The sequence below is a fragment of the Pseudomonas sp. DCB_BI genome, from assembly GCF_026240995.1.
GTDB lineage: Bacteria > Pseudomonadota > Gammaproteobacteria > Pseudomonadales > Pseudomonadaceae > Aquipseudomonas.
In genome coordinates, this window is the sequence record NZ_JAPFCG010000032.1 from 1 (window position 1) to 14,923 (window position 14,923).

The window sequence follows — 14,923 nt, forward strand, 5'->3', positions numbered from 1 at the left end:
ATCCGACCGCGTAAGCGCTTCGGTTTCAAGTGCCCCATCGAGGTCATGACCGAGCTGATGGCCAAGCATCACGAGGCTCCCGCCTCAATCCAGTAACTGTGTTGCACTCAGCTCCTGCAACCGCCCATTCTTAATTCTGAGTCCGTACTCGGCCATTCAATAAACTCCATACTGGATGAGCACAGGTGTGGGCGTGTAGCCCACCGCCGATACGAACGTCCAGGTGACCGTATTTCCACTGACGCTAATCTCAGGGGTTGTCTGCATAGCATCGAAATTGCTAGCGACAGCACAAATGAAAAAGGCAGCGCCCAAGGAACTGGGCACTGTGAAAGATCCGCTGGTCGTACCAGTGCTGAAAGAGCCAATGATCCTCGTGATTCGATCGGTGACTTCCAGAATCACAGCACCGGTTGCAGGGTGTTTTACCCTGAGCCCATAAACAGCCATCAGCTGAGCCTTCCAAGCGTGACCACATCTACGCTACCTGCATACACCTTGGTGCCAGCAGCAGTAAGAGTGTTGCGCCCATCGGTGGTGGCCTCGTTGATCTCAATTTCGTTGGTCACGAAGTTGATCCTGATACCCCGTTGACCAGCAAGGTAGTCGGCGCTGCGTAGTTCTCCCGTGATGATCAAGTTGACGATGTCTGCCTGCCTGATGACAGCAGAGTTCATGAATACCTGGCCGCCCTGAACAGTGAACGGACTCACCAGCGTGCCGTTGATGCCGTTGACCACCGCGAACCGGTCGGCCGCGACCAGGAACTGGCTTTGCAGGCCGGCCGGCCCGTTCTCGATGCCAAGACCAATGCCCGCGGCAACGTACTGCCCCTGGGCGTTAACCTGCATCTTGACCGACCACATCGTGCTGGCCTTGTTATCGAGTGCGGCCAAAGCTTGACTGGTGACCTGCACCGAGGCGCTGGTTTTCTGTATTTCACCGTTGGCTTTATCCAGCGCCGAATTGAACGACACCTCCAGCGTTTCGGTGCGCCGCGCCTGGACCTCAATCTCGGACGCCCGAACCTTCGACTCGTCAGCGATCTTGGCAGTGTTCTCCCAGCCCTTCAGTGCACCAGCCAGCGCGCCCTCGCCACTATCGTCTCGCTCAGCCTGCGGCACGGTGAACGACGCTTCCATGTAGCCGATGCGCGTGCCAAGGGCTTGGTCAGCATCTGCCCTGGTTGTGGCCTCGTCGCTGATGGAAGCCTCACGCAGCGCGCGCTCACCGGCTATAGCGTCGGCGCGGTCAGCCTTCTCTTGATTGAGCGCTTCGTTCGTAGAGTCCACCCGAGAGTTGACAGTCTGCAACCGCGAAGCCGTAGACGACTCGTTGTCCGATACGGTTTTTTCCAGCGCCGAGATGCCAGCCGTATTACTGCCCACCTTGGTATTCACGTCCATGAATCTGCTGGCCGTGGCCTGCTCGTTCGTGACTACCGTCTGCTCCAGGCTGCGGATGCTGCCCATGTTGCCGTCTACGCGCGCCTCGACCGTGGTCACCCGGCTGGCCATGGCCTCGTTCTGGGTCGCTCGGGTGCGAGCTTCTTCGGAAACCTTGGCCAGGGTGTCCCAACCGCGCAGCGCGTCGTTTAGATCCCCCTCCCCGTTATCGTCACGGTACGCCGACTGAACAGCCTGGAGCATCGCGGCAGTGACCTCGATTTTGCCCTCGACCGTCTTGATGTCAGTGGTGTTCTTGGCCACCGCCTGCGCCAGGCCATTTGCCGTCGAGGCAATGCTGCCGATATCGATCCAGTAAGTCGGGTTCGGCGGCGCGTTGCTTCCATCAGTTGCCGCCGATACCGGCGCAATGGCCATGTACAAGCGCTGTCCGCTGCGCACGGCGTCGTCCTTGGCGTAGGTGTTGGTGGCCACGTACTCGAGCGGGTCGGTCAGCTCGGCGATCAGGTCCTCCAGCTCCTGTTTCGCCTCGTTGATCCGGTCGTTGACGGAGCCCGGGAAGTCGCCCGAGATTTTCTCGATTTCCTTCAGCAACTCCTGGCCGAGTTCGCTCTCGGTGATCTGGCCGCTGATCAGTTCAAGGATCGGGCCGGCGTCGGAACTCGATCGACCGAAGACCCCATTGCCGACAGGGTACCAAGCGCCGATATTGCCCGTGCGGTCCACCAGGCGCGCCCAAAAGAAGAACGATACGCCAGCCTGCAAGCCCTGCATCACATAGTCGGTCTGCGGGTACGCCAGGTCTGCCAGCTTGGTCGCGGCCTCCAGATCATTGGTCGGGCCGTACCAGATTTCTGTCCGCTGGGTGTCCTCGGCACCCGGCGGAATTCCCCACTTCAGGCCAATACTGAAGATGAGAGAATCCGCAGTCAGGAATGTGACCGAGGGCGGCGCACCCTCCTTGCCCTTCAACTCTGTCAGCATCGACGAGCACCAGGTGGAGGTGATGTCGAACGCGCTCACAGCTCGCACGCGGGCAAGGTAGGCGCCGGCGTAGATCCCGACAACGTCCACTGAGGACGTGCCAACCCGCTGCAGCCTGATCCAGTTGCCGTTGTCCTTGCGCCATTCCACGTCATAGGCAACCGCCCCCGGTACCGCCGGCCAGCTGATGGTCATGGTGCTGACCGCAATCCCCTGATCCACGGCGTAAGCCGAAGTCAGCGCAACGCTGGCCGGCGGCGGCACGGTAGTGACCGGGATGACGCTGATCGGGCGCTCGTCCAGCTTGGCGCCTGTGTCGATGGCTGCGAATTTGCTTGGGTTGAACTCGAGTGCGGTGATTTCGTACTCACCCTCTTGGGTGCGCACTGTCTTGAGCACTCGGAACAGCTGCACAGCCAAGTCGTCGTAGTCGATCGCCCATTGCAGTTCAGGCTCTGGCTGCACGCTGTAGGCCACCGTCACCGTGACAGCACGGCCGCTGACCGACTGGACCGTCCGGGCCTGGGCGGTACCGTTCGGCAGGTTTAGGATCAACCGGTCGCCAGCTTTGATCGGAGTGTCACGGTCGAGCGTTACAACGCGGCCGGCAGCAGCAGAGATACGCCCGCCATTCGGACGGCCCGCCACCAGTTCATCAGCCACAGGAATGACGTAGCCCGGCAGCGGAATACGGCCCTCCATGCCGGTCTTGAAGGTGACAGTCCGGTCCTGACTGTTGCTCAGCAACGCCCATTTCCCACGGCGTTGGGCTTCGGAGGCGCGGGTGCAGCCGATCGCCGAAATCTCGATTGGCCGGTCGCGGAACCGCCGCTGCAGCGCCAGATCGGTCACCGGGATAACGTCGGTGTCATAGTTGTTGGCCGGGTTGTCATAGCTGACCAGGGCGCGGCTGTAGTGCGTATTGCGCTCGGCGCCACCGTAGACGAACTCGCCGTCGATAACGTTGGCCCGGGTGAACACGTAGTCGATGTCTTGGGCGCGCGGCATGTCCGCCTGCATGAACAGCGAGCCATGAGCCCAGTACACCATGCCCCTGTAAATGGCCGACAGGTCGCGCAGCAGGGTCCAGGCCTCAGCGCGGCCCTGCAGGTTCATGTCGCACAGGTAGCGCGGTTCTTGCCCGCCAATCCCGTCCGGCACCAGCTGGTCGCAGTACTGGGCGATGCGGTACATCTCCCACTTGTCGACCATCCACGACTTGATGCGCTTGCCCAGGCCAAAGCGGTCCTCGACGCACAGGCCGTAGGTCACGAATGCCGGGTTGTTGGTCCAAGCCTGCTTGAAGGTGCCGTCCCACACACCGGTATAGGTGCGGGTCGCCGGGTCGTAATTGGTCGGCACAGGCCAGAGTTTGGCCTTGCAGTCCACGGTCGCCGCAGGGATGTTCTGGAACTGCTGGGCGTCGAACTCGATGTAGAGGAGCGCGGTGTTCGGATAGCTGAGCTTCTGGTCGATGATCTCCGTGTAGCCGGCAATGGTCATCGTGTCACCCACGGTGCCGCTATTGGCGTTCGGGGTGATCCGGCGGACGCGCATCATCCAGCCGGTGGTTGCCTTAGGCAGATTGACCCGCACGGAGCGCTGGTAGCCGTTCGTGGTTTTACCGTCGACTGCGCCCAGATGCGCTTCAACGTACGCTCCTCCATCGGTGGCGATATCGATGGCGTATTCGATGCGGTAGCCGTTGGTGTTGCCACTGCTGTCCTGGCTGACCAAGCGAGGCCAGGACATGCGCACGCGCACCGCAGACAGCTGCGTGTTGCTCAGCGAGCGCGTGAACGGGCTGTCACTGCGCAGCTCAACGTTGACGGTGTTCTCGCTCTCGATCGAGGGAATGCCCTGGATGTAATCCTGCTCAACGCTCCCGCGGCGCCACTCCCACTTCACACCTGGGAAGTTCACATTGCCGCTGACGTCCATGATCGGCGTGTTGTCGAGGTAAATGTCGCGATCGGTCGGCGTGCCGTCGAACTCGCCCTCGCCCACCGCCAAAAGAATCTTGGCGATGTTCGTCGACTGCAGGCTGTCCGGTGCCTCAACCGGGGTTTTTGGCTTGCTCTCGCCGCCCTTGGCGCCGGTGATGTCTAACTGATCTGTGGCGCCCATGCTTTCCTCCGGGCAATAAAAAACCGCCCGAAGGCGGTCTGTTCGCTATGTTGGCCTAAGCCTTGTCTTGCGCCTCGATGGAGGCCGAGATGATCGCCCCGCCCCAGCGGCGCTTGCCGATACAGATCGGCACCGGGTTTCCGCTCGCGGTAGTGTTCTTGGCGCTGCCGAAGGCATAGCTCGGGAGGTTCTCCGGAGAGCCACTCATGGTGAGTCCTTGAGCCTGCGGGCTTAGCATTTGGATCACACCGCCCACGGCCATCGATCCACCGCCCATGCCAACGGCGAGAGCTGTGGCAGCAGACCAGCCCAGCGGGTTCCACCAGGCCAAGGCCACAATTGCAACGCCGATGATGGTCTGAAGCAGACCTGCTCGCTTGCTGCCGGTGATCACCGGGGCTATTCGGATATCACCAGTTCCCCCGAAACCGAGCTCCTTTTCTTCAAGGTTTCTTGCTCCACGGAAGATGGCAAACTCGAGCCCCTCCGCCTTGGAATTGGCAATAAACCGCTCGAAGCCAGGAACCTGAATACAGAGGGCTTTGATCGCTTCCGCAGGAGACCGAACGGATAGCCTGAAAGACCGCCCGAATCGGCGAAGCTTTCCGTAAAGCAGGACGTTGGTCATTGGTTGATGTTCGATTGCAAAGGCGATCATGGCTTTCCTCCAGGAACAAAAAAAGCCACCCGAAGGTGGCTTGAGATAAGTGCGTCCTCTACTTGACGCACGCCTTCACCGCATCGGTGACCCGTTCAAGCGGCGACTGCCATCTGCGGTAGAAGTGATACTTCACCGTGGATCCGGCCTTGCTTGGCTCCACATCGACTAAGTGCAAAGGCGCCTGAGCGTCTGGAGCAAGAACCGAGTAGCGATTGCCGGATGACTGAAGGATTCCACCGACGCTTGCGCCCAGAACGGTAGTGCTCTGCCAGCTATCACGAATGCATTCAGCGACGTCCTTGGCAGGCTTTTGTGATTTCAGATCCAAAAGCGGCGGATTGTTCCGAGTTTCCGAAACGCTCGCACACCCGGCAACCAAGGTCAGGCCCAGAGCACCGATCAGAATTCGCATGTGATCCCTCCTTGTTGATGGCCGGCAATCTACCACAGCCTGACCGGTCTAGGAGACTAAGCTACAGGGCTTGGACCAACTCAACTGGCTTTTTGATATCTCTTTGCTTTACTCCACCTAGCAAAGCGCAACGCGGAATTGTGAGATAGCCCCGGCAGGAGTTTGACGATGCGTGCATACCTTCAGATTTTGCTTTGCCTACCACTTCTCCAGAGCTGCGCATTTTTTCAGCAGAGGGCCAATCACTTTGAGTCGAACTCCTTCATCGGATACGCCAAACCAGCCACCCTCAATCCACCTGCCAACATTGCTACTGGAAGCGCACCGCTGAAAATACAAGACATCAACATTAACAAATCCGACGCTACAGGCGATCTTCTAGAGGCCGGAGAATGCATCGTTGTTGACCTTGTAGACGGATTTTACAACCAGAATTTCGAAACCGGCCTTGAAACTATTTTCGGAAAATCCACCACTAGAAACGAAGTAGTCTTAACAACAGCAATTTACGAGCGGGCCAACAGCAGAGCTCTTTCAGCAGATTCTTCCGGAAAAATACAGGGAGCGGAGTACTTCATCCATAATGGTAATGGCCAGATTGCTAGGCGGCCATTCCACTTTGAAAATATCCCTGTATACGGACCTAGACCCTACAACGGCGGCGACATAACTTTCGAAGTCACTCTACTTGAAAAGGACAAAGATGAAATCAAGGCAGTAACCGAAGATATCGCCGAAGCAACAAGCCAGGTCAACGCAATTATCCCTTCTGATCAAAGGAAGGGTTTGAAGGATGTTGCATCAGAGGTCCTAAACGGGGCAACCTTATCACTCACTGGCGCAGGGTATGTAGCAGTCGGGATCAGCGCCGTGGAGCTGTTCAACAAGGCATATAAAGAGCTCAACGAGGAAGATGACGTAATCATTCGTCACTCCTTTGCACTGGCATCCAGCGGGCGCTCAAACAAAACCTATCAACCGTATCTGAGAGAAGGCTATTTCCCGTTAATTAGGATATCAGTTGAAGACACGGTAAAAGATCGTTTACAAGACGCCACGTACGACCCACTGCAGAAAAAGCTTCGCACTGGCGTCAAATCGGCCACCCCACTATGGCTAGTGTTTAGAGTTTCCAAGGTAGATACCTGTGGCACTAAGTAACTGGACAGGGCTGGTGATTTAAGAAGGTACTCAATCTGCGCAACGATGGTGCAATACAAGCCGTTAAGCAAAAAGCCCAGCGCGAGGCTGGGCTTTCGACCGGAACTTAGACCGCGCCATCTTCTTTTTTTATGGCCGCACGCTGGAAGATGAAATAATCCATCAAAAATACAAGTGCGATTACGGACCCCCAAGTCAAGAGCATAAAATCCTCCGTAACCAGGCTATGATCGAGAGCCAAACTACCAACCTGATACTCACGAATGTATCCGATGCCAGGTAATGCGACAAAGGCCAACACAAATGAGAAGGCCAGAGATTCTAAGCAGGTCCGCTTAGCTGAAAGGGTGTAACCACAGACCAAGAGCAGTAGCGTCAGGCTCATGATAAGGTTGAGCGAATTGTAAGGCCCGGAAGCAAGGAAGATAGAAACCGAACTTGCAGTCGCCGCAGCTGATAGTGCCGGAATGTCTGTTTTATTGCTCAAAATATAACCTGCTGAATTTCCTAATTTGAGCTTCGCATTGTAGCCAGTCGACGACCAGCAAGGCAAATAGCCATCACTATCTCATGCAGTGATGGTTATCCGCTGCCCACCCACCCTGTACGAAAACCCAGTAACCGGCTCTCTGTGCGGCGTAGTAGCGTCATGCCTCCAACGAACCGCCCCGGTCCGTTGCCGGAAAGCCCATGGACTGGGGTTCTACACGCTAGGAGGCAAACTTGAGCAAGAATGAAGCATTTGAGCCGAGACCCGCATTCTCCATTGACTGGGTCCGTCAATACGACTGCGGCCCTTCTGACTCTCACTTGCACGCAATCGGGCAGTTCATCGCGAACTATTCGTCTGTCGAGTGGAGGATAGCCGAGCTATTTGCATTGATGCTTGGGAAGCCAGTGGCCGAAGCCCAGCGCATCTGTGTCGAAACTAACATGTCCATCGCCGGGATGGTTCGCTACACCAAGTCAAAGCTTTCCGACATTTCCGGGCTGCACGCTGAGACAGCCAGAGATCTTGAGTTCAGCGTCGACGCCTTTGAAAAGATCTCTCCCACTCGCCACAAAATTGTACATTGGCAGTGGGGACTGAATGAGGGCGAGCACGCTACGCTATCGGATCTTATCAAGCCCAGAGGTCGAGAGAAGGCGAACGCGGCGATTACATTGGAGGAGATCAGAAAACTTTGCTTGAGCCTGATGAAAATTATGCAGGCTATTTCTCTTGGCCTTGAGGTGCTTTCTGGGCGCATGACCAGGCAACAGATTCTTGCAATCCGCGAAGGCACATCTCCTGAAAAGCTCTTTCGACCGTGAGCCGTGAAAAGGGTCGGTCATCAGTTTCCTCCAAAACTGCCAGACCGACCTCTACCATGCCCCTGGATACGGCTATGTCCTCTGCACGCATGCAGCTCAGGGCAGAAGGTTCAATCGTCGACTTCATATCCTTCTCCTTGCAGTGCAGTCTATCCGCTTCAGTTCGCGTCCTGATGACGCAGGACAAGGCGCGTACGTTCGAGCCAAGGCCCGCCGAACACAATGATTTCAGATGGCCGCCCCAGCAGGTGGTGCAGCATAAACGGGCCAGGCCCGAAGACCTCTACCGCTTCCTCCGGCACCCGAGCGTCAGCGCCCAGGTAGATGCCGGCGTGGTTCGGGTGAACCGTGCGGCCTACGGCCATGACGATCATGTCGCCGCGTTGCGGCTGGCTGACCTGGTAGAAACCGGCGGCCTCATAAGCCTGTTCGTATAGGCTAGGGCCGTCTGCCTGCTCCCACCATCCCTCCTCCCGGGCGTAAGCCGGGAACTCCAGCCCCCACTCGCGCTTGTACCAGTCCGCGCAAACCTGCCAGCAGTCCCAGGCGCCGTGCACGAAAGGTCGGCCCAGCAGCGCTGTGTGACCGGTTGGCGTGGTAGTGCGAAGATCGCCCTCCGGCCACGACAGGATGTACCAGGGCAACCCTGTCGCCTCACACATGGCGAGATCGCGGGACGAAGGCCTGCTGGTGGCGTCCGGATGCGAGTGCACGATACCGATCACCTGGCCCTGGTCCTCGGCGGCCGCATACTGCTCCGGTGAGATGCGGAACTCCTCCGCCGGATCGGTCGCGGTATTGTCGCACGGTATGTACCGCTGGGAGCGGCCCACGGCAATGATCAGGCCGCAGCACTCGCGCGGGTATTCCGCCGCAGCGTGCGCTTGCACGGCGGCGAGGATGTGTTTGCGCATGGTCAGCTCCGTGCGATGAGGGAAACGGCCGGGAAGCCGCCAAAGGGCAGTTGGTTGCCCTGGCCAAACCGGACGGTGCAGCCTGAGTCGAGGCAACCGTTGCACTGGTCTTTGGCCGGGTCATCCGTGGGCTTGCCGTCCAAGTCGTAGTAGGGGCCGGTGTATCCACAGTTCGGGCCACGGTAGCCGGCGGTCATCGCCCAGTGGCATAGCTGGGTCATCTGCCGACCGATTGTCTCCCCGCCCACATCGCCAGGGCTGGCGAGCTCCCAAGACACAGTCATACCGTTCTCGGACACCTTCTGGTCGATATACCAGACCTCAATAGCTTCTTCGGTCGGGTCGGCCTCAGGGTTGCCTTCCGGAAAGTTCACCTCATCCAGGTAACGCGCCATCGTGTGGCGCATGGTCAGCTTGAACTCGAGCAGGTTGTCGAAGGCCAAGCACAGGGCTGTGATCCGTCCATTGACGTTGCCCACGCTCAGCGTTGGGCGCACGGCGGTGCCGTCCGAGTTCGCTTCGATGCCATCGATCTGCATGGGCCAGGCGCCGTATTCGTTACCCTGCCACCAGATCGACTTGGCCGGAAGCTGATCAGCGTTCGCGCCAGCGGCAGCCAAATCCTGTGCAGTGTGCGGGATTGCATGCCCATGGAACCGCAGCGTATCGGCGCCGAAATCCGAGCCATCCAGCTCGAACAGCAACACCTCATTGCCAGGCTCTAGGGTCTGGATGTCCTTGATCAGTGACATGCTCGTTCCTATGGGTGGAAGGCCCGCTCAAAGGTGGCGGAGACCTTAAATCGACCGCCGCCGACAGGCGTTGGCTTGGGATCCTTACAGGTAAACAGCCCAAGATCACCTAGCGGCGTCGACCATAGAAAGGCCTTGGCGCCCCCGTGCCGGTCAAAGAACTCCATGATCTTGCGGACCTGGGCCTTCGTACCGGTCACAGTGATCGGGTAGCTGTCTTCCTTGTTGTTGGGACCGTCGCCCACTGTTTGCCGGTAACCACCACCGAAGCGAGACTCGCGTACCCGGTAACTGATCTCTGGCGTTTCACCGCGCTGGGTGGGCCAGCTGAACTTCTCGATGGCCATCAGCGCTTCCCTTGTGCGTTTCGGTAGCTCACTCCGCCCGGGCGCCACGAATCTGCGACCGCCTTTTCTGCAGCAATCTGCAACTGCTTCTGCATGTTCTGTTGAAGCAGTGCTTGATCGAGCTGCATCCCCTCGTTACTGCGGTCCTTCATGACTAGGCTGATCGGAGCCGACAGGCTAATAGCGGTTCCAGATCCTCCTCCGACCGCCCTGACACCCAATTGGCCGCCGGACGTGCGGGTCAGAGGCATGACAGCTTCGTCGCCAGCCTCCCCCATCACCCCCAACTTGCCCCCGGCCATGCCGAAGGCCGTGGGCGTGCTGACGATGGAGTTGGTAAATGCGCCCCCATTGGCGAACATTTGCACGCCATTCGACCAAGCCCCGCCCAGAGCCTGGGGGAAATAGGCGCTGCCGTATCCCGCCTGCGAAGCCCCGAGATTAGAGGAAACAGCACCTGCGGAACCGGCAGCCATACCATTGCCGCTACCCCCGCCAAAATAAGCAGAGGCCGCAGTGGCGCCCCAACTCACGAGGCTACCGAGGAGACCTGATGCAGCCCGCTGCGTCTCGATTCTTACCATGTCGGCCAGAATCGACTTGGTGAAGTCCGCGAACGAGAACTTGCCGGTCATGGCGAAGTTCACGACCGCATCCTCCATTGACGTGAAGGCATTCGTGAACAAGCTTTTCGTCTGCCCGGCAACATCCCGTGCCTGATCCAGGTAATTCTGGAAGGCCGACGATGCGCCTTTGCGCCAGTCACCTTGCGCCGCGGTCATCGCGTCGTAGTTGGCAATGGTGGTTTCCTGAAGATCCCTTTCGGTCTTGCTCAGGGCTGCCAGCTTCTGGTTGTACTCATCGAGGCTCATGCCGCGGGAGCCGTCGCCATACTGGTTGGCTAGGTCCAAGCGCTGCTGATTCATGCGATCGGTGATGCCGTTCTGCTGATCCTGCAAGCCACGCTGGCGATCACCGAGCCCAAGGCTGTCGGCGGAGCGCTGCCCCTGCTGTCTCAGCGCAAGGACCTGCTGGTCTAGTGCGTCGGTGTAGGTCTGTACTGCCCTGGCCTGCTTGGCCAGCCGGCCTTGCTCATTGGTCGCCAGCACCGAAAGCTCGGTGTCGGCGTCCTTCTGCGCCTTGACCATGGCCACCCGGGCATCTGCGATCTTCTGGTCCAATTGGATGCGCTGCTGGGCGCTGGTGCTGCTGCGCCCTTTGGCTTCCTCCAAGGCTTGGATTTCGGCCTCGTAGGCGTTTGTGACCTCGACCTTCTGCTGCTCAATGATCGCGGCGCGCTGGGCGGCATACGACTCCTGCGAGATGAGTCCGGCCTTCTGCGCCGCGTCCAGCTCCTTCTGGTGGTTTTTGTATTCGGCCAGGATGGCTGTCAGGGCGTTCTTCTGGTCGTTGAAGCCGGAAAGGTCGACGGGCGTGGTGCGCCCGCCGGTATCCTTGAACTGCTTGGCGATGTCAGCCTGCACCCGAGCGATGTTCTCGGGTTTCAGCCGCTCATCATCCGGGTTGACCTTGCGGATCGCTTCGAGAGATTTGGTGTACTCCTTCAGCGCGTCCGCCCGCTTTTCTGCGTTGGTCCTGGCTGACTTCTCCAAAGCGTCGATCTTGCCGATCGCCACAATTGCCGCCTGCTGCCGCTGGGCGTCGAGCTCCTGTGCCCTAGCGATGGCTTGCTGCGTGTCTCGCTGCTGGATGAGCGCTTTGAGCTCAAGGTTGGCGTCCGTCAGCTTCTTCTGTGCTGCGGTGTCGTCAGGATCACCATTCACCGCACTCTGCGCCGCTGCCAGACGCTGCTGCGTCTCGACGATACGGCTCGCTATATCCTGGTCACGGCCGATGTTCTTGACCGAATCGACTGTTGCAGCGACCTCGCCCCGCAGTGCCTTCCAGCCGCGTTCCCAGATCGAGAGGTTCTCGGTGACTTCCTTGCTGCGGTTCTTGATGGTATCGACGTAGGTGTCGGTCAGCAGCTTGGCAGCGCCAATGGTGTCGCCCTGCTCCTTCAATGCGACGATCTGCGAGTACGTTATTGCTGTCAGGAAGTTGTACTGCTCGTTGAGCTCCTTGGCGGCGGTCACCGGGTCCTTGCCGATTTTCACAAACTCGGCGACGGTATCTTCGACTGCCTTGCCGGTTGCCGATCGCCACTCCAGTGCGGCCTCGGTGATCTCGACGAAGCTGCCAGAGGCTACCTTGCCGCTGCTGGCTAGCTGGGTGAGCACCTCTGCTGCAGCGCCAGTGGTGCCGACAGTTGCCGCTACCTCACGGGCCATGCCGGAAAGTCGATCCGATGTTGTGCCGGCGGCATTGCCGGTGGTGATCAGCGCTTTCTCAAACCTGACCGCATCTTCGCTGCCCGAGTAATAGGCATAGCCGAGCACGCCCACCGCTGCAGCTGCGACGGTGAACGGGTTCACCAGGCCCAAGACGTAGCCGCCGAGCGCTTGCACAGCCGGCCCAATACCGCCAAACATGTCCTTGAGCTGTCCGCCCTGTTGCAGCAACACCTGGAGCGGAGCCTGTCCACCCTGCAAGGACACCACAATATCGGTGAACTGCGCCGGTACGCCGCGCAGTGCTGCTGCGGTGGCCTTGGCCGACATGCCCGTCTTGTTCAGCGCAACATCGGCGCCGCCCAATGCGGTGCGCGCTTGGTCGATCTTCGTCTGGTACTCTCCGAAGGTCTCTGCATCAAGCGCGCCACTGGTGCGGAAGCCCTTCAGCTTCTGCTCCATCTGGTCCAGGCGGCTCATTGCTGCGACGGTCGGGTCAATCTTGCCCAGCAGCTCGTCGAGCGCCTGGCCTTCTTCCCGATGCGCGCCGGCGGCCTTCTTCGCCGCCTCCGCCTGACGCTCCTCCGTGGCGATGAGCGCTTGGGCCCGGCTATTGATGGACGCCTGACGGCTGGCACTGTCCGATAGAACTGCGTTCGCCTGGGAGGTGACCTCGGCACTTTGCTCTGTCGCCCGGTTCAGCGACTGGACGTACTGGCTTGCCTCAAGCGAGGCCTTGGCCACGGCCAGAATTCTGGCTTGCTGCTCGTCAGCAGATTCGGCAGCGCGCCGGCCGGCCTGGGCTCCGGCATCCGTGGCACTGGTAAGCGCCTCCTGCACCTTGCCCGCCTGTGCGGCCTCGGTCCGAAAAGCCCCCATGTTCGCCGCTGCGCTGCTGAACGCCGTGGATGCGCTGGTAACGGCTCGCCCCACAGTCGCCATTTGCTGCGCCAGCTCTGCCTGCTTGGCGTTGAGCGCCTGAAGCTCCTGCACGATCTGCCGGGTATCACCCTGCAGACTGCCCAGGGCAGTTTCCCAGGCCCGGCCCGTTCGACCAGCCGACTCTTCGCTACGCTTGCCGGCAGCCGTCAGCTGGTCGAGATTATCCTTGGCCTCAACGGCATCACCGGAGTCGATCTGAAGACCGAGAGAGGCAATGGTGGTCATGATCTACTCCATGAATTCGGCCATGACGGCCAAGGCCTCGACCTCCATGACGCGGAGATCGGGGAAAATGTCGGTGAGGTCGCGGCGCTTGATGCCGAGCATTGAGGACGCTGCAGGAATGGCGGCGTAGTCCAGGCCTGACGGACCGCCAGAAGCCACCCGCCACTGTGTACCCATGGCATCGAACAGGCGGAAGGCAGGCCATGCATCTGGCCAGACCTCCACTTCCTCTTCCTCGATGTCATCGAGGGTCAGCCCCAGCGCCGCCAGTTGCTCGGCGGACGGGCCGCGCTCGTAGCAGGCCCGTGCCGCCGCCCTCAGTTTCCCAGGCGGGCCGGGCTGTAGGCGGACTGGAAGGCGTCGATGACCGCCTTCGGAGCGCCGGTGCAGGTGCGCACCAGTTCGGCGATGGCCTCGGCGCTGAACTCGTCCTCGAGATCCCAGCCAGTGACGATCTCGCCCAGTTGCTCGGCCTGCAGGGCGATTTCACCGGTGGTGACCTCCTCCCACGTCGCCCCGTCCTTCTGTGCCTTCTCCGCCCAGGCATCACGCGCCTTGTTCCAGCGGTCGAACATTGCGGACAGGGCCAGGCGGTCCATGTAGCGGAACTGGAACTCCACCGGCGCCGGCTCTGCGCCAATGCGCGGAACCTGCACCACAGCGGCGAACGTGGGGTTCTGCGCGATCTTGATCTTTGCCATGAGTGCTCCTTACGCGCCGGCCAGGTAACGAAGCGAGCGAGCCGACAGGCCGACGCTGATGGTTCGAGTCATGACGTTGTTCCGCTCCATGGTTGGGTCGGGCGTGATGCTGACGTAGCCCGGGTACAGGATCTGGTCGCCGTTGCGAAGCTTCATGCGGATCACCGTCAGCTCTTTCGAGGCGTCATAGCCCTCCACGGTTTCGACGTAGGCAGCGCTGGGCTGGTCCTCAACCGCGATGGTCAGGGACCGAGGGTTGCGGTTCGACGGATACTGCTTGTCGTCGTCATCCTCCAGATACCCGACGGTGGTGTACTGCTGCTCACCACCTGCGGAGTTGAAACCGGTCACCTTGGAGATCTGCACCCAGTCCGACACAGGCAGAACGGAGCCGACGCCTGCGCCAGCGGTGAAGAATTCGGCGTCGCTGGTGTCCAGGCCGGCCAAGGAGAAGGCGTCGGCGGCGACACCGGAAGCCTTGACGGCTCGGTCGTTAATCAGCGCCCAGCCGGAGTTAACCAGCAGAATGTCGCCGTTCGCGATGTTGTGGCCGACTGCGGTAGCAACCGGCGGCTTTGCGTTGGACAGCGCGGTGAACGGGACGGCGGCGCCGATGACGCGTGCGATTTCCAGCACCGCGCCGTTTGGCAGCGGGAAGCGTGCGGCCATGGTGTGTTTCCTCTTGA

The 14,923-nt window shown here is 59.9% G+C and carries 13 protein-coding genes; 2 read left to right on the forward strand and 11 right to left on the reverse strand.

Features of this window, described 5'->3' with window-relative positions; genetic code table 11:
* Window positions 1–449 precede the first annotated feature (449 nt).
* The 3 genes from OO258_RS25615 to OO258_RS25625 are packed head-to-tail and all read right to left on the reverse strand — an operon-like array spanning window position 450 to window position 5,590.
* The gene (locus tag OO258_RS25615; protein ID WP_266034250.1) at window positions 450–4,517 is read right to left on the reverse strand and encodes a phage tail protein; all 4,068 of its coding nucleotides are present in this window, start codon (window positions 4,515–4,517) and stop codon (window positions 450–452) included.
* 55 nt (window positions 4,518–4,572) lie between these two features.
* Complete coding sequence (locus tag OO258_RS25620; protein ID WP_266034253.1) at window positions 4,573–5,175, reverse strand: tail assembly protein; 603 nt, start codon at window positions 5,173–5,175, stop codon at window positions 4,573–4,575.
* Window positions 5,176–5,233: 58 nt separating this feature from the next.
* Complete coding sequence (locus tag OO258_RS25625) at window positions 5,234–5,590, reverse strand: hypothetical protein (RefSeq protein ID WP_266034256.1); 357 nt, start codon at window positions 5,588–5,590, stop codon at window positions 5,234–5,236.
* Between the two features lie 168 nt (window positions 5,591–5,758).
* On the opposite strand from OO258_RS25625, the gene OO258_RS25630 reads away from it, so the two are divergent.
* The gene (locus OO258_RS25630; protein ID WP_266034259.1) at window positions 5,759–6,751 is read left to right on the forward strand and encodes a hypothetical protein; all 993 of its coding nucleotides are present in this window, start codon (window positions 5,759–5,761) and stop codon (window positions 6,749–6,751) included.
* 106 nt (window positions 6,752–6,857) lie between these two features.
* On the opposite strand, the gene OO258_RS25635 is transcribed toward OO258_RS25630, so the two are convergent.
* Window positions 6,858–7,238 (reverse strand): hypothetical protein, encoded by a 381-nt coding sequence (locus OO258_RS25635; protein WP_266034262.1) that lies wholly within the window; start codon window positions 7,236–7,238, stop codon window positions 6,858–6,860.
* 236 nt (window positions 7,239–7,474) lie between these two features.
* Between OO258_RS25635 and OO258_RS25640 the strand changes: the two genes are divergently transcribed.
* Complete coding sequence (locus OO258_RS25640) at window positions 7,475–8,065, forward strand: hypothetical protein (RefSeq protein ID WP_266034266.1); 591 nt, start codon at window positions 7,475–7,477, stop codon at window positions 8,063–8,065.
* A 158-nt stretch (window positions 8,066–8,223) separates the two neighbouring features.
* Here OO258_RS25640 and OO258_RS25645 read toward each other — a convergent pair whose 3' ends face one another.
* Genes OO258_RS25645 through OO258_RS25675 form a run of 7 tightly spaced genes read right to left on the reverse strand, consistent with a single transcriptional unit; the run spans window position 8,224 to window position 14,906 of the window.
* On the reverse strand, window positions 8,224–8,979 hold the full coding sequence (locus tag OO258_RS25645) for a C40 family peptidase (protein ID WP_266034269.1): 756 nt from the start codon (window positions 8,977–8,979) through the stop codon (window positions 8,224–8,226).
* Between the two features lie 2 nt (window positions 8,980–8,981).
* Window positions 8,982–9,731, reverse strand: coding sequence for a phage minor tail protein L (locus OO258_RS25650; RefSeq protein WP_266034271.1), 750 nt, complete (start codon window positions 9,729–9,731; stop codon window positions 8,982–8,984).
* Between the two features lie 8 nt (window positions 9,732–9,739).
* Window positions 9,740–10,078, reverse strand: coding sequence for a phage tail protein (locus OO258_RS25655; RefSeq protein ID WP_266034273.1), 339 nt, complete (start codon window positions 10,076–10,078; stop codon window positions 9,740–9,742).
* The gene (locus OO258_RS25660) at window positions 10,078–13,536 is read right to left on the reverse strand and encodes a phage tail tape measure protein (RefSeq protein WP_266034275.1); all 3,459 of its coding nucleotides are present in this window, start codon (window positions 13,534–13,536) and stop codon (window positions 10,078–10,080) included. Before OO258_RS25660 ends, OO258_RS25655 begins: the two co-directional genes overlap by 1 nt.
* A gap of 3 nt (window positions 13,537–13,539) precedes the next feature.
* Window positions 13,540–13,857, reverse strand: a complete 318-nt coding sequence (locus tag OO258_RS25665; RefSeq protein ID WP_416309230.1) for a DUF1799 domain-containing protein — start codon at window positions 13,855–13,857, stop codon at window positions 13,540–13,542.
* A complete protein-coding gene (locus OO258_RS25670; RefSeq protein WP_266034278.1) occupies window positions 13,854–14,237 on the reverse strand; it encodes a phage tail assembly chaperone in 384 nt (127 codons plus the stop codon). Before OO258_RS25670 ends, OO258_RS25665 begins: the two co-directional genes overlap by 4 nt.
* A gap of 9 nt (window positions 14,238–14,246) precedes the next feature.
* A complete protein-coding gene (locus OO258_RS25675; RefSeq protein ID WP_028697968.1) occupies window positions 14,247–14,906 on the reverse strand; it encodes a phage tail protein in 660 nt (219 codons plus the stop codon).
* Window positions 14,907–14,923 lie beyond the last annotated feature (17 nt).

Excerpts from the sequence above, each read along its gene's own strand:
- OO258_RS25615 (WP_266034250.1), bottom strand. The coding sequence starts at position 4,517 with ATGGGCGCCACAGATCAGTTAGACATCACCGGCGCCAAGGGCGGCGAG.
- OO258_RS25620 (WP_266034253.1), bottom strand. The coding sequence starts at position 5,175 with ATGATCGCCTTTGCAATCGAACATCAACCAATGACCAACGTCCTGCTT.
- OO258_RS25625 (WP_266034256.1), bottom strand. The coding sequence starts at position 5,590 with ATGCGAATTCTGATCGGTGCTCTGGGCCTGACCTTGGTTGCCGGGTGT.
- OO258_RS25630 (WP_266034259.1), top strand. The coding sequence starts at position 5,759 with ATGCGTGCATACCTTCAGATTTTGCTTTGCCTACCACTTCTCCAGAGC.
- OO258_RS25645 (WP_266034269.1), bottom strand. The coding sequence starts at position 8,979 with ATGCGCAAACACATCCTCGCCGCCGTGCAAGCGCACGCTGCGGCGGAA.
- OO258_RS25650 (WP_266034271.1), bottom strand. The coding sequence starts at position 9,731 with ATGTCACTGATCAAGGACATCCAGACCCTAGAGCCTGGCAATGAGGTG.
- OO258_RS25655 (WP_266034273.1), bottom strand. The coding sequence starts at position 10,078 with ATGGCCATCGAGAAGTTCAGCTGGCCCACCCAGCGCGGTGAAACGCCA.
- OO258_RS25660 (WP_266034275.1), bottom strand. The coding sequence starts at position 13,536 with ATGACCACCATTGCCTCTCTCGGTCTTCAGATCGACTCCGGTGATGCC.
- OO258_RS25670 (WP_266034278.1), bottom strand. The coding sequence starts at position 14,237 with ATGGCAAAGATCAAGATCGCGCAGAACCCCACGTTCGCCGCTGTGGTG.
- OO258_RS25675 (WP_028697968.1), bottom strand. The coding sequence starts at position 14,906 with ATGGCCGCACGCTTCCCGCTGCCAAACGGCGCGGTGCTGGAAATCGCA.